Origin of the sequence: Methanobrevibacter filiformis, assembly GCF_001639265.1 — an archaeon.
Lineage (GTDB): Archaea > Methanobacteriota > Methanobacteria > Methanobacteriales > Methanobacteriaceae > Methanacia > Methanacia filiformis.
Genome location: NZ_LWMT01000256.1, coordinates 1 through 14,990, shown reverse-complemented (window position 1 = coordinate 14,990; position 14,990 = coordinate 1). Strand labels below are relative to the sequence as shown.

The window sequence follows — 14,990 nt, the reverse complement described above, 5'->3', positions numbered from 1 at the left end:
TTATACCATCAATCTGACCCATAAGAATATTTCTAGCAAGCATTCTCCTAGAATAAGCTTTCTTACCTGGAGTATCCGCATATTTAGAATGCAAATCACCAAAATCATACCGACTAACCAATTCCTCAATAAAAAAACAAATATGATTATCTGGAATAAAGTCCCTCAAATTTAAAGGAAGTAAAAACACCTGACCAATACTATCTTCATGCAAAACCATAAACACCAACTCAACAAAAACTAAAAAACATTAATACTATATTACACCCCATAATATTTAAAACTAAGCATAACTAAAAAGAATCAAAAAATAATTATTGCACAGCCAATAATATATGAAAAAAAATGAAAAAAATATTACATTCATTGGTTGAGGAAATACATACCAATTATTATTGTAACTGAAATAAGGATCATTTTACTGTATAACAATTTTATACATTAGTCATGATTTTAATCTTCCTTGAAAAATAGCTAGTTAAATGGGTTTATCAAAGCTTGAATTAATAGGATGTCCATCAACCAAAATTTAAGAAATTTAATGGTTAAATTTTAGTTTAAACCCTTTAAAATCATTCTTTCATTAATTAAATTGTTGCACAGCCTATTAATTTAATTTAAAAAATAAATAAATCTTATTTTAAAAATAAGATCTTAATCTTCTTGTTTTCTTTTATGTATTTAGGATTATTATTCTTTGATTAATTTACATCCTATTTCACTGTCTTTAAATACAATAGCTCCTTTAATTATATTTTTATTTTTGTACTGCCTTCCATATTCTTGTGTTTCTATTTGTTCCAATGCTTCATCTATCATGTAGTTAAGTGAGCTTTTGCTGCTTTGTTTAAACTCAATTATTATTACATTATCGTTTTCTTCAATTATTAGATCTGCATTTCCTTTATAGCCATGTACTTCGCTATGGACATGTATTTTTGCTGAGTATAATAACATGAATACAAGTACATGATAGTATCTTTCGTCTTGTCCTCTTAAATTACTAGGTATTGGGGACAAATAATCTCCAAGTGTTTCTTTTATTTTCTTGCAATCCCCATCAATTGTATATTTTAAAAGTTTACTCCCATAATCTAAAATATCATTAAAAGAAATTTTAGAGTATCTGGCTATGAGATTTTCAAAAAGAGCAGTTTCAACCTCTAAATTAGGAATTTTCAAATCATAAAACTTCGCACGTTCACCAACTTCCACATTATCCACAGTTAAATACCCTGTTTGAAACAATAACACTTCTTCCTTAATATTTTCAGTCGTTGGATTCTTAAGTTCATTATAACTAACTCTACTTGGCTCAGCAATAGACTTAAGACTATAAGCACCCATAGGATAATCAGCCAAAACACTCGGAGTACCTGTATTAAACCATTCCTCAGCAAATTCACCATGCTTAAAACACAACAGTGTAGAATAAGGATTATATACCTTATCTTCACCATTCCAACTATAACCATTATAATACACTCTAATCTTATCTAATGTATCAGAATAAGACATTTGGAATTTATCAGCTAATTTTTGAATAAATGGTTGGAAATTATCCTCTAATTCTTCCTGAGTATATCCGCACATTGAGTTAAACTCATCAATAAGTGTCAAATCATCGACATGATTTAATTTTGAGAATACAGACACTTTGGTGAATTTGGAAATTCCAGTTAAAAATATAAATTTAATATATTGATCATTTGTTTTTAAAACTTCATAAAAACTTCCAAGTGCCTCTTGAAATTCATTTATATTGCTTTTAGTGAGGTTATTTGTAATAGGTTTATCATACTCATCTACTAAGACCACTATCTTTTTCTGTGTTTTATTATAAATTTTTTTAAACAGTTCTGCAAACCTTTTAGGTATAGTTCTTCTTTTAAGTTCTATACCAAAATTTTCAGCTATATCCTCTAAAACATCTGATAAAGTGTCTTTTAAATCATCCCGAGTAGTGTAGTCTCCCTCACCAAAATCTATATGTATTATTGGGTATTTTTCTTCCCAATTCCATTTATCATAAATATATAGTCCTTCAAATAGCTTTTTATTTCCTTTAAAAAGTTCTTTTAAAGTACTGATGAGCAGTGACTTTCCAAATCGTCGTGGTCTTGATAGAAAATTTATATCTCCACTTTTTATCATTTTGTGGATATATTTTGTTTTATCCACATATAAATAATTGTTTTCCCTTATTGTAGTGAAGTCTTGTCTACCTACAGGTAATTTCTGCATAAGTTTCTTACCTCTTATTCATTTATACTAATTAATATTTTTGTGTTTAATTGTTTATATAATTATGGATGTCGTTATTACATATTTCAGAGTTTAGTAATAACATATTTATTAACTTAATATTTTCTTTTTTCATCAACTAAAATAATCATTGCATAACCTATTAATTTAAAAAAAAATAAAATAAATCTTATTTTTAAAAAATAAGTTAAGATTCTTGTTTTCTATTATGTATTTCCAAATTATTCTTTAATTAATTTACATCCTATTTCACTGTCTTTAAATACAATAGCTCCTTTAATTATATTTTTATTTTTGTATTGTCTTCCATATTCTTGTGTTTCTATTTGTTCCAATGCTTCATTTATCATGTAGTTAAATGAGCTTTTGTTGCTTTGTTTAAACTCAATTATTATTACATTATCATTTTCTTCAATTATTAGATCTGCATTTCCTTTATAGCCATGTACCTCGCTATGGACATGTATTTTTGCTGAGTATAATAACATGAATACAAGTACATGATAGTATCTTTCATCTTGTCCTCTTAAATTACTAGGTATTGGGGATAAATAATCTCCAAGTGTTTCTTTTATTTTCTTGCAATCCCCATCAATTGTATATTTCAAAAGTTTACTTGCATAATCTAAAATATCATTAAAAGAAATTTTAGAGTATCGAGCTATGAGATTTTCAAAAAGAGCAGTTTCAACCTCTAAATTAGGAATTTTCAAATCATAAAACTTCGCACGTTCACCAACTTCCACATTATCCACAGTTAAATACCCTGTTTGAAACAATAGCACTTCTTCCTTAATATTTTCAGTTGTTGGATTCTTAAGTTCATTATAACTAACTCTACTTGGCTCAGCAATAGACTTAAGACTATAAGCACCCATAGGATAATCAACCAAAACACTCGTAGTACCTGTATTAAACCATTCCTCAGCAAATTCACCATGCTTAAAACACAACAATGTAGAATAAGGATTATATACCCTATCTTCACCATTCCAACTATAACCATTATAATATGACCTAAGTTTATCTAAAGTATGAAAATAAGACATTTGGAATTTATCAGCTAATTTTTGAATAAATGGTTGGAAATTATCCTCTAATTCTTCCTGAGTATATCCACAGATAGAGTTAAACTCATCAATAAGTGTTAAATCATCTACATGATTTAATTTTGAAAAAACAGACACCTGAGCAAACTTAGACACCCCAGTTATAAAAATAAATTTAATATACTGATCATTTGTTTTTAAAACTTCATAAAAACTTCCTAATTTCTTTTGAATTTCGTCTAAATTCTTATTTTGAAGATTTGAGATAATAGGTTTATCGTATTCATCAATTAAAACAACCACCTTTTTATCTGTTTTTTTAGAAATCTCACTGATTAAATCTGTGAATTTTTCTTCTAATGATTCACTGTATATATTTACTTGAAAATCCCTAGCTATTCTACCCATAATATCTTTAAGTTTAGCTTCCAAATCATTTAAGGCATTATAAGTTCCCCCAGCTAAATCTATAGTTATTACAGAGTAATTATCTTCCCAATCCCATTTATCATAAATGTATAATCCTTCAAAAAGCTTTTTATTCCCTTCAAATAATTCTTTTAAAGTACTAACTAGCAATGACTTTCCAAAACGCCTTGGTCGTGCGAGAAAATTAATCCTCCCATACTCAGTTAATTCAAGGATATATTTTGTTTTGTCAACATATAAATAATTATTTTCTCTTAAAATTGAAAATGATTGTGTTCCAGCAGGTAATTTTTGCATGTCTCATTTACCCCCTATAATTGTTTATTTAATATATTCTTTGTTTTTAATTGTTTATATAATTATTGAATATTTCTAACTATACTTATTTAATTATCATTACCAATATTAGACATACAATAAGGCTCTGTCGAAAAGTAATGTGTTAATTTCTAAAGAAGACTTCTGAAAATTAAATAATAATCATTAATAGTTCAGCAAAATTAAACAATATATTTTTAAGTAAAAAAAGTATTATAAATGGAATAAGGCGTTTCAGTCAAAAAGTTGCCTCTCGAGAAAATTAGTATTACATTTTATTATAAAATGCATACTACTTATTAGCACATTTGACCAATAAACATGTTTTTAAGAAAATAACAAGCTTAAAAAACCAACCGTAAACTAAGTTACATAACAATAAGCTAAGAAAGGGCTAAAGTAAGATATTTGACAAATGGTCATGATTTGAAGTTATTACGGAGAATGATTTTAATAATAATTCATTTTTCAAGAGTCAAAGTTTTAGCACACTCAGCCATATTCATCAGTTCAATTTTTCATAACCATAAATTTCTTAAATTTCTAAATCAATGTAGCGAGTAAGCAAAGTAAACATTATCTAAATTTTGGTTGCATCTTTCATTTTAGAAACATACTCTTCTAGATATTCTTTAGAATTACCACCATATTTTTCAATTATTTTTACTATTGCACTACCAACAATAACTCCATCAGCAATTTTAGATATTTTCATAGATTGTTCTGGAGTGTTTATTCCAAAACCTACAGCTACTGGAACATCTGTAATACTCTTTATTTCACCTATAATTTCTTTCAAATCTGTTTTTATTTCATTTCTAACGCCTGTTACTCCCATTGATGAAACAAGATATATGAAGCCCGTAGCATCTTTAGCTATCATCCTTATTCTATCTTTTGAGGTTGGAGCTATTAAAGAGATTACATCTACATCATAATTTTTTGCAAATTCTGAAATTTCTCCTTTTTCTTCATATGGTAGATCAGGAATAATTATCCCATTTATTCCAACATCCTTACATTTTTTAAAGAATTTTTCATATCCGTAATAGAAAACAGGGTTTATATAAGTAAGAAAAACTAAAGGGACACTTGATTCTTTTCTCACATCTTCAACTAGATCAAAAATATCATCAGTGTTAATACCTTTAGATAATGCTCTTAAATTAGCATCTTGTATAACTGGACCTTCAGCTACAGGATCTGAAAAAGGTATACCTATTTCAATTATATCTGCTCCAGCATTATCCATTGCTAATATATATTCTATTGTCTTTTCTTTTGAAGGATCTCCTGCTGTTAAAAACCCAATAAATGCTTTTCCATTATTAAAAGCTTCTGTGATTTTACTCAATTAAATCACTCCCTTCATTTAATTCCTCTGATTTAGCTATTTTAACTGTTTTAGCTATTTTAGATGTTTTAGATGTTTTAGCTATTTTGTAATTTTTAATTGATTCAACATCTTTGTCGCCTCTTCCAGAAAGACAAACTACGATAATATCTTCTTTTTCCATTTCTTTTGCTGTTTTTATTAATTGAGCTATAGCATGAGCACTTTCAATAGCACAAATAATTCCTTCTTTTTCTGCTAAATATTCAAATGCATGAATCGCTTCTTCATCAGTTATAGGAGTGTATTCTGCTCTTTTTGTATCATGAAGATGAGCATGTTCAGGTCCAATTCCAGGATAATCTAAACCTGCAGAAATCGAATATACTGGAGCTATTTGACCATAGTTACCTTGACAGAAATAAGATTTCATCCCATGAAAAATTCCAATCTCTCCTTTTGTAATAGAGGCTGCATGATACTCAGTATCAACACCTTTCCCTCCAGCTTCACAACCAATTAATCTAACATCATCATTAAGGAAGTTATAAAATGAGCCTATAGCATTACTACCTCCACCAACACATGCAATAACGGCTGTTGGAAGTTTAGATTCAATTTCAAAAAGTTGTTCTTTTATCTCACGACTAATAACACTTTGAAAATCACGAACAATCATTGGAAATGGATGAGGACCCATTACAGATCCAAAAACAAAGTGAGTGTCACTAACTCTTTTTGTCCATTCTCTCATAGCTTCATTAACTGCATCCTTTAAGGTTCTTGTTCCACTGTAAACAGTGTTTACTTTAGCCCCTAATAATTCCATCCTATAAACATTGAGGGCTTGACGTTTAACATCCTCTTCACCCATGAAAATTTCACATTCCATATCTAATAATGCAGCAGCAGTTGCTGTAGCTACTCCATGTTGACCAGCACCTGTTTCAGCTATTACTCTTGTTTTACCAACTTTTTTAGCAAGCAAAACTTGACCAAGAACATTATTAATCTTGTGAGACCCCGTATGGTTAAGGTCTTCTCTTTTTAAATATATCTTAGCTCCACCTAAATCTTTGGTCATATTTTCTGCAAAGTATAAAAGTGATGGACGACCAGCATATTCATTAAGTAACCTTTGAAGCTCTTCATTGAAGTTAAAATCATTTTTATAAAAGTTATATTGCTCTTCTAAAGTTATAAGCTCACTCATTAATATTTCAGGAATATATTGTCCACCATATTTCCCATATCTTCCATTATTCATATTTTTCATCTCATTTAATTTATCCATAATAATAGCTATTTTTTTAGAACTTTTAAAGCCATTTTCCTCAGCACCAGAACTTAAATCTATAGCATAAGGTTTAAGACCTGTTGCTTTCTTAATATTTTCACTATTAATGCCTCCAGCTAAGAAAAATGGTTTCTTAATGTTTTCTATTAAGCTCCAGTCAAAAACTTCTCCAGATCCTTTTCCACTATCCAACAACAAATAATCAACATCAGAGTTTTCCCATCTCTTAATAGTGTTTTTAATATCAATTTTATTATTTTCCTCTTTATTTACACTATTATTTCCACCATTTTTATTTCTACTATCTCTCATTTCAATAGATTTAATAATCTTAACATTATTATCAAATTCTTTTATTTTAGCTACAAACTCTTCATTTTCATTACCATGAAGTTGAATAATATCAATAATACCATTTTTTATAAGATAAAAAATATCTTCAATTTTTGGATCTACAAATACTCCCACAACAGATATATCAGTATTTAAAAGATTTTTAATGGCTTTAGCTTCATCAAAACTTACTTTTCTTTTACTTTCTGCAAATACAAATCCTACATAGTCTGGATGATGTTTGTTGATGATTTCTGCATCTTCAAGTCTTCTTAATCCACAAATCTTAATTTTAATATTATCATCCTTAATATTATCATCCTTAATAGTATGTCTAATATTATTTCTAATAGTATTTTTAATAATATTTCTAATATTATTTTCTTTCATCATTTCATACTCAATAATCAAATATTTTTAAGTCTTCACTAACTATACCAATGACTTTAACTTTTCAATAGCTATCTTCTTACTATTACTTTTCATAAGATATTCACCAATTAAAACAGCATTGATATTATTATCACTTAGAATTTTTATATCCTCAGGTTTAGTTATTCCACTTTCAGAAACAATAATAACATCATTTCTTATATCTTCTGGAATATAATCCTGTAAATTTATTGTATTATTAACATCTACAGTAAAATCTTTAAGATTCCTATTATTAATACCAATAACTTTTGCTCCAGCATCAATAGCTATTTTTATCTCTTCTTTTGTATGAGTTTCAACTAATGGACAAATATTTAAACTGTAGGCAAGTGCAATAAACTTTTTTAATTGTTCATAGGATAAAATAGAAGTTATTAAAAGTACAGCTGAAGCACCTAATAGCTTAGCCTCATATATCATGTATTCATCAATTACAAAATCTTTTCTAAGAACTGGAAGAGAAACATTATCCACAACACTAGATAGATAATTATCATTACCTTTAAAGAAATGAGGCTCTGTTAAAACTGAAATAGCCGCTGCACCTGCATTTTCGTATTCTTTAGCTATTTTTACAGGATCAAAATCATTACAAATCATTCCTTTAGAAGGAGAAGCTTTTTTAACTTCGCAAATAAATGATATTCCATCATTTTTTAAAGATTCTTCAAAAGAAGTAGAATATTTAGAATTAGTATTATTAATATTAGTATTATTAATATCTACTTTGTTGTTTAATTTATCTTTTAAAGATTCAATTGGAAGATTAATTTTCTTATTTTTAAGTCTTTCTTCTGTATGTTTTACAAGTTTATCTAAAATCATGCCAATTCAGCCTAAATGAATTATTAATTATTGAATTATAGTAACTCTTGAAATGTTCTTAATTTTTTATTAGAAGTACTTTGATTAATTTATTTAATTTAAATATTATTATAAAAAATTATTGTTTAAATATTGTTATTAATATAACTTTAGTTAGTATTAAAAAAGATATTAATTAAAAAAAGAATAAAAAGTATTACTAAATAATGAAAAAAATAATAATTAGGTCTTTAAATGTTTCTCAAGCATATTAAACAATGGAGCAATGCTTTCTGGAACATTAACTTCATCTATAATTTTATTTGTTTTATTTTTTTGTAGAATATATTCCTGAGCAAAAGAACGACTCATAAATATAACATTTTCAAAACTAATTTTTATCTCATCATCAGGCAACTCATTAACTTCCTTAAAAAATTCAGACGCTGCTGAATTCATTTCTAATGAAGAATTTATAGAGTCCTTTATTTTTATTTCATTATTACTTATCATTATGAGCCTCCTTCATTCTTATTATATTTGTAAGGATTTCCAGTGAAAGTTTCCATTAAATCATAAACATGTTGTACTTTATTTTTATTTAATCTCACTGAAATTAAAGTTCCTTTGAACTTATTCTTATTATGTAAAACCTTATATTTATAATCTTCGATACCATTTATATGAAGGCAACCTTTGTCTGAAACAATTAGTACACTACCTTTATTTCCTTCAACAACCAATTTAACAGTTGTCCACAATCCATTTCCTCGTTCATGCGGATTTTTAGAAACAGTCGAAAGATTACTTATGGCTTTTTCAATGGCATGACATTCATCTGTAAATTCAATTCCTGATTTTTTAAATCTTCCTGGAATTGATAGTCCATCATCCATAACACAAATATCTAACATTTTTAAATTAGGATATTCTTGAGCATATGTATAACCTTGATTAGCATAACCATCTTCAAAAGAAGTGTGATTGTATATGTTATTTGTAAGTTCTGAAATAATATGTCTTAAAACATAAAATCCTCCATAATCCTCATTTATCCTTAAAGCCATTTTATGACTTAATTCTTTATTTTGTCTATCTTTTTCATTATGAGGGAGAACCATATATGGAGTTCTAGTTAATGTAGATTTCATATTAAGTATTTCTTTAACATACTTCTCAGTATTTTGATGAGTATGTATTTTCTTAAGATTATATTTATTAATGTTACATAACAAAGGTATTAACGTTGTAGGTGCTAGATAAGAATAATCACTTGTATCTATACTCTCAGATCCATCCTCATAATTATCCATTATCTTCTCAAATTTTTTGTAATCATCATATAAACTGTGTTTCATATTAATCAGCTAATTTTTTCCATTATTTGAGGATTTTATTAAATAATCATATTTTAAATAATAAGTTATAAAGATATTAATGATATTTATGATTTTACTAACTAATATATTCTTTTTATATTTTTGTTTAAATCAAAATGTTTATCAAAGCTTAAAATTTCATATACCATTTATACCTGATTTTTCCATTGCCATGTAAACACATTCATTAAAAGGTACTCATTCAGTACAGTATAGTTTTAAGTATTCCATACAGCACTATAATGATAAGTATCATATAATACTATTAAATTGTTCGTCATGAATTTTATAAACTTTTTCAGTTAATTCTATATTTTGTTTTAATCTAACATTAAAACATTTAAAACTTCTACTACAACTCATTTTGAAGTTATTTGTCTTTGTTTTTATTTTTTCCCATAATTCAACAGCCCATTATAATAGTCATGTTTTTCTTAAAAATAATGATATTATGAAACTTGCATATCTAAAAAAAATCATTACTCCCACTTTCTAACCCTAACATCATTTACAGCTTCCACAGGATTAAAGCCTTCTGGTGCTTCACCTATTCCAATTATTGAATTTAAATCATTTTCACTTGGATTATGATTGTATGTATCTTTATTAGCTATTTTTATTTTCCATTGCTTAATCTTTCTATTTTTCCACCTATTAGTTCTTTGTTTAATTTTTTCTCCAATCCTCTGTTTAATACATCTGTTAAGACTTTGTCTTTATTAGTTCCTTCCATTTTAGCTATTTTATCAATTATTTTTAGTATATTATCTTCTATATTTACAACTCCCATATTATCAAATTGTTTTATTAAGTAATTGCATTGATGAAGAGTAAGTTGATGGATCATGATGGATGATATTTATACTACTATTAAAGGTCATGCATTATTAATGCTATTGTATATAGTATTAATATTATTATATACTGTTTGAAACATTAATAAAGTTTTCTAGCTTTTCTTTTGCACTTCCATCATCAATTAGGGTTTCAGCAAGATTCAATCCTTTTTTAAAACTAGGTGCTTTACCTCCAATATATAATCCTGCTGCAGAATTAAGAATTACTGCGTCTTTTTTAGGTCCTTCTTCACCGTTTAATATGTTAAGAGCAATTTGAGCATTAACTGCAGGAGAACCTCCAGTTATTGATGATTTTGGACTAAGTTCAAAGCCATAATCTTCTGGATTTAAAGTATATTGAGAGAATTTACCTTCTTTTATCTCACAAACTTTGGTTGGAGCGCATATTGAAATTTCATCTAATTTATCTTGACCATAGACGACCATTGCATTTTTAACGCCTAAATTATGAATAACCATAGCTATGGGAAGAACAAGAGATTCATCATAGACTCCAAGGACTTCCATATTGGCTCCTGCGGGATTTGAAAGAGGACCTAGAATATTAAATATAGTAGGAATTCCTAATTCTCTCCTAATTGGAGCTACATACTTCATAGCTATATGATAATTTTGAGCATACAAAAAACAAATACCTATTTTTTTAAGCAAAGCCTTACTTTTCTCAGGAGACAATTCAATGTTAACACCTAATGATTCTAAAACATCAGCAGACCCACATTTACTTGAAGCTGCCCTGTTACCATGTTTAGCTACTGGAATTCCACCAGCAGAAATTACAATAGATGAAACTGTAGAAATATTAAATGAATTGGAACCATCTCCACCAGTACCTACAATCTCAAGAACATCCATATCTGGCAATAATTTCACGCAATGATTTCTTAAAGAAGCTGCAGAAGCAGTGATTTCATCTATAGTTTCTCCTTTCATGGATAAAGCAGTTAAATAAGAACTCATCTGAACATCACTGGCTTTACCCCTCATTATTTCATTCATTGATTCCTCAGCCATTTCATAGGAAATATCCTGATTTTTTGCTAATTTTAAAATAGATTCTTTTATCATTATACTACCTCTTAAACTAATTTAGATATACTCAGAAAATTTTCCAAAATATTTGAACCACAAGGAGTCAATATTGATTCTGGATGAAATTGAAGACCATAAACTGGATACTGTTTGTGAGATATTGCCATTATCTCATCATCATCTTCTGATTTAGCTGTTATTGAAATATCCTTTGGTAAAGAATCTTCAACTCCTGAAAGAGAATGATACCTACCTACTGAAATTTCATTTTTTAAATTTTTAAATAATGGATTTTCATTATTTAATTCAATTTTAGAAACTTTTCCATGAACTAATTTTTTTGAATAGCTTACTTCTCCTCCAAAAGCTTCAAATATACACTGATGACCTAAACAAATTCCTAAAATAGGTATCTCTTTATAGAATTCTTTCACAATATCAATTGAAATTCCACCATCAGAAGGTTTTCCAGGACCAGGCGATATAACAATACGGTCTGGATTAATCTCATGAATTTCATTTAAATCCATTGCATCATTGCGTATAACCTTTATATCTGGATTAATCTCTCCAATCATTTGATACAAATTATAAGAAAAACTATCATAATTATCTACAAGTAAAATCATTTTATCAACTCTAATATTTTTATTAATTCCTGTTAAATTATTAAATCATAGCAACCTTATTAATTCCAGTTAAATTATTAAATCATAGCAACCTTATTAATTCCAGTTAAATTATTAAATCATAGCAACCTTATTAATTCCAGTTAAATTATTAATTCCTAGTAACTTTATTAATTCCTGTTAAATTATTAATTCCAGTTAATATATTAATAAAAGCATTTCCTATGATTAAATAGTTTATTTTTGGAAATAGCTTTTGTTCAAACTTTTATTTCGTGACAGAAATTTAGAGAAATCTTTGATTTCTCGTTTTTAAAAGTTTGGAGGCTTATTATTTATTATGAATCCTTTACTTAAGTCTTCAGAAAGTTTTAAAGCATTTAAAACTGCTTTAGCTTTATTCATGCATTCATCAAATTCTTTTTCAGGAACACTGTCTGCAACAATTCCTGCTCCTGATCGGATGAAAACTCTATTGTTTTTTGAAAATGCAATTCTAATAGCTATGCATGTGTCAACATTTCCAGATAAACTAATATAACCAATAGCTCCACCGTAGATTCCTCTTTTATTAGATTCCAGTTCATTTATTATTTCGCATGCCCTTATTTTTGGGGCTCCTGATAATGTTCCTGCTGGAAGAATGGCATCAATAACATCTAAATAATCTTTATCCTTTCTTAATTTTCCAGTTACAGTTGAACCAATATGCATAACATGAGAAAACTTTTCAATACTAAGATATTTATCAAGTTTGACAGACCCGAACTCACTAATTTTCCCAATATCATTTCTTCCAAGATCTACTAACATATTATGTTCTGCAAGTTCTTTTTCATCAGAAAGTAACTCTTTTTCAAGTTTTTTATCTTCTTCTTCAGTTCCTCCTCTTGGTCTTGTTCCAGCTAAAGGAAATGTGTATAATTGTCGATTATGAAGTTTAACCAGGGTTTCAGGTGATGCTCCTGCAATTTCAATATCCTCACTGGAAAAATAAAACATGTATGGAGAAGGATTTGTTGTTCTGAGTATCCTATAAGTATCTAATAAGCTTCCTTGAATTTCACAAGATAAAGGATTAGATAAAACAACTTGGAAAACATCTCCCTCTTTTATATAGTTTTTTACTTTATCAACCATCTTTGAATATTTCTCTTTAGAAAATAATGGCTTAAAATCACCTTTTAATTTAAAATTATTTTCAGAACTATTATTTGAACTACTATTTAAGCTACTATTTGATTTATCATTTTTAATTAAATTTATTAGTTTTTTTAATTTAAAAACTGCTTTTTTATATTCTTCTTCAATGTTTTCAACCTTAATATTTGCAATTAGAATCATTTTTTGCTTAAAATTATCAAAAACTATGACTTTATCAAATAACATTAAATCAACATCTTTAAAAGATTCATCAAATGATTTTTCAAAAGAACTTTTAAGTTTTTGGTTTTTTGAGTTATCCTGATCAAAGTTAAGTGAACTTTCACTATATTTAATATAATCGTAGGCAAAGTATCCAACTAATCCTCCTGTAAAAGGGGGAAATTCAGGAAGACTAGGACTTCTATTTTCATGAATTATTTCTCTAATGTATTTTCCAGGATTTTTAGTAGTCTTATTTAGATTTTTATATCCTTTTATTTGAAGAAAGCTATTTTCACAAGTAATTTCTAAAATTGGATCGAATCCTATTATAGTATATCTTCCCCATTTCTCTAAATTTTCTACACTTTCTAACATAAAACAGTGTTTATTGTTCTCTTTCAAAATTTTCAGTACTTCCATAGGGGTTTTAATATCTGAAAGTATTTCGCAACCAATAGGAATATTTTTACAATCATGTTGGTTAATGATAGTTTTTGATTGTTTTAATGAGGGGAATATCATAATACGTACCTTTTTATTTCTATTTTTCAAATTCAATATGTAGATTCAAATATTGGAAACAAGCTTTTGAAAACGAGAAATCAGAGATTTCTCTAAATTTCCTTCGGAAATAAAAGTTTGAACAAAAGCTATTCCAAAATTTAAGCATAACACGACGAATGATTTTATTAATTGGAAAAAATTAATAGAATTTAATAAATATTTTAATAAATATGTAAATATGTTGTATAAATAAGTTAGTTAAAGTACTATTTAAATCTTTGTAGTACATTTTTGTACAATAACTTAATTTTAATAAATAAATTATTTCGTCAAATTATACAAGAAAGTGACATGCAAAAAGAAAAAGGATAATAAATAGCTATTGTTTATTTTCAAAAATTTAATAAAATTTTTATTTAGTGTTTTTACAATCCTATTTTTTATGATTGATTACATATTACCATGTTATATTATTAGTCAATGAAAATATATAAATGTTTGTATTATAATGAATATTAAAATTAAAAAATATAATGTGAGAATTATAATATACTGAAAAGAATATAAAAATAAAATATTAAATTTATTTTTTATTACTTCCTTGGCTGTGCAATAATTATTTTTTGATTCTTTTTAGTTATGCTTAGTTTTAAATATTATGGGGTGTAATATAGTATTAATGTTTTTTAGTTTTTGTTGAGTTGGTGTTTATGGTTTTGCATGAAGATAGTATTGGTCAGGTGTTTTTACTTCCTTTAAATTTGAGGGACTTTATTCCAGATAATCATATTTGTTTTTTTATTGAGGAATTGGTTAGTCGGTATGATTTTGGTGATTTGCATTCTAAATATGCTGATACTCCAGGTAAGAAAGCTTATTCTAGGAGAATGCTTGCTAGAAATATTCTTATGGGTCAGATTGATGGTATAAGGTCTGGTCGTAAACTTGAAAAGGC

Annotated in this window: 11 protein-coding genes and 2 pseudogenes; 1 reads left to right on the top strand and 12 read right to left on the bottom strand. The window is 27.2% G+C overall.

The window, feature by feature from the left end:
* The 12 genes and pseudogenes from MBFIL_RS07900 to MBFIL_RS07850 all read right to left on the bottom strand — a co-directional run.
* Positions 1–220, bottom strand: a pseudogene (locus tag MBFIL_RS07900) (hypothetical protein); the annotation flags it as partial.
* Between the two features lie 470 nt (positions 221–690).
* On the bottom strand, positions 691–2,244 hold the full coding sequence (locus tag MBFIL_RS07895) for an ATP-binding protein (protein WP_066973310.1): 1,554 nt from the start codon (positions 2,242–2,244) through the stop codon (positions 691–693).
* Positions 2,245–2,486: 242 nt separating this feature from the next.
* Entirely contained in the window at positions 2,487–4,040 is a 1,554-nt protein-coding gene (locus tag MBFIL_RS07890) for an ATP-binding protein (RefSeq protein WP_066973308.1), read from the bottom strand.
* A gap of 601 nt (positions 4,041–4,641) precedes the next feature.
* Entirely contained in the window at positions 4,642–5,415 is a 774-nt protein-coding gene (gene trpA / locus MBFIL_RS07885; RefSeq protein WP_066973306.1) for a tryptophan synthase subunit alpha, read from the bottom strand.
* Positions 5,408–7,417, bottom strand: coding sequence for a tryptophan synthase subunit beta (gene trpB, locus MBFIL_RS11335; protein ID WP_449405482.1), 2,010 nt, complete (start codon positions 7,415–7,417; stop codon positions 5,408–5,410). Before trpB ends, trpA begins: the two co-directional genes overlap by 8 nt.
* Before the next feature lie 39 nt (positions 7,418–7,456).
* Entirely contained in the window at positions 7,457–8,284 is an 828-nt protein-coding gene (trpC, locus tag MBFIL_RS07875) for an indole-3-glycerol phosphate synthase TrpC (RefSeq protein ID WP_066973304.1), read from the bottom strand.
* Between the two features lie 222 nt (positions 8,285–8,506).
* Positions 8,507–8,776, bottom strand: coding sequence for a hypothetical protein (locus MBFIL_RS07870; protein ID WP_066973303.1), 270 nt, complete (start codon positions 8,774–8,776; stop codon positions 8,507–8,509).
* On the bottom strand, positions 8,776–9,621 hold the full coding sequence (locus MBFIL_RS07865) for a hypothetical protein (protein WP_157078731.1): 846 nt from the start codon (positions 9,619–9,621) through the stop codon (positions 8,776–8,778). Before MBFIL_RS07865 ends, MBFIL_RS07870 begins: the two co-directional genes overlap by 1 nt.
* Before the next feature lie 637 nt (positions 9,622–10,258).
* On the bottom strand, positions 10,259–10,432 hold the full coding sequence (locus MBFIL_RS10660; protein ID WP_157078730.1) for a hypothetical protein: 174 nt from the start codon (positions 10,430–10,432) through the stop codon (positions 10,259–10,261).
* Between the two features lie 127 nt (positions 10,433–10,559).
* Positions 10,560–11,570, bottom strand: a complete 1,011-nt coding sequence (gene trpD / locus MBFIL_RS07860) for an anthranilate phosphoribosyltransferase (protein WP_066973299.1) — start codon at positions 11,568–11,570, stop codon at positions 10,560–10,562.
* A gap of 11 nt (positions 11,571–11,581) precedes the next feature.
* Positions 11,582–12,163, bottom strand: coding sequence for an anthranilate synthase component II (locus MBFIL_RS07855; RefSeq protein WP_066973297.1), 582 nt, complete (start codon positions 12,161–12,163; stop codon positions 11,582–11,584).
* Positions 12,164–12,475: 312 nt separating this feature from the next.
* Positions 12,476–14,053 (bottom strand): anthranilate synthase component I family protein, encoded by a 1,578-nt coding sequence (locus tag MBFIL_RS07850; RefSeq protein ID WP_066973295.1) that lies wholly within the window; start codon positions 14,051–14,053, stop codon positions 12,476–12,478.
* A gap of 692 nt (positions 14,054–14,745) precedes the next feature.
* On the opposite strand from MBFIL_RS07850, the pseudogene MBFIL_RS07845 reads away from it, so the two are divergent.
* Positions 14,746–14,990 (top strand): annotated as a pseudogene (locus tag MBFIL_RS07845) (hypothetical protein); the annotation flags it as partial.

Bases quoted from the DNA above. Each gene is read 5' to 3' on its own strand.
- MBFIL_RS07855 (WP_066973297.1), bottom strand. From the start codon at position 12,163: ATGATTTTACTTGTAGATAATTATGATAGTTTTTCTTATAATTTGTAT.
- MBFIL_RS07865 (WP_157078731.1), bottom strand. From the start codon at position 9,621: ATGAAACACAGTTTATATGATGATTACAAAAAATTTGAGAAGATAATG.
- MBFIL_RS07890 (WP_066973308.1), bottom strand. From the start codon at position 4,040: ATGCAAAAATTACCTGCTGGAACACAATCATTTTCAATTTTAAGAGAA.
- trpD (WP_066973299.1), bottom strand. From the start codon at position 11,570: ATGATAAAAGAATCTATTTTAAAATTAGCAAAAAATCAGGATATTTCC.
- trpC (WP_066973304.1), bottom strand. From the start codon at position 8,284: ATGATTTTAGATAAACTTGTAAAACATACAGAAGAAAGACTTAAAAAT.
- MBFIL_RS10660 (WP_157078730.1), bottom strand. From the start codon at position 10,432: ATGGGAGTTGTAAATATAGAAGATAATATACTAAAAATAATTGATAAA.
- trpB (WP_449405482.1), bottom strand. From the start codon at position 7,417: ATGATGAAAGAAAATAATATTAGAAATATTATTAAAAATACTATTAGA.
- MBFIL_RS07895 (WP_066973310.1), bottom strand. From the start codon at position 2,244: ATGCAGAAATTACCTGTAGGTAGACAAGACTTCACTACAATAAGGGAA.
- MBFIL_RS07870 (WP_066973303.1), bottom strand. From the start codon at position 8,776: ATGATAAGTAATAATGAAATAAAAATAAAGGACTCTATAAATTCTTCA.
- MBFIL_RS07850 (WP_066973295.1), bottom strand. From the start codon at position 14,053: ATGATATTCCCCTCATTAAAACAATCAAAAACTATCATTAACCAACAT.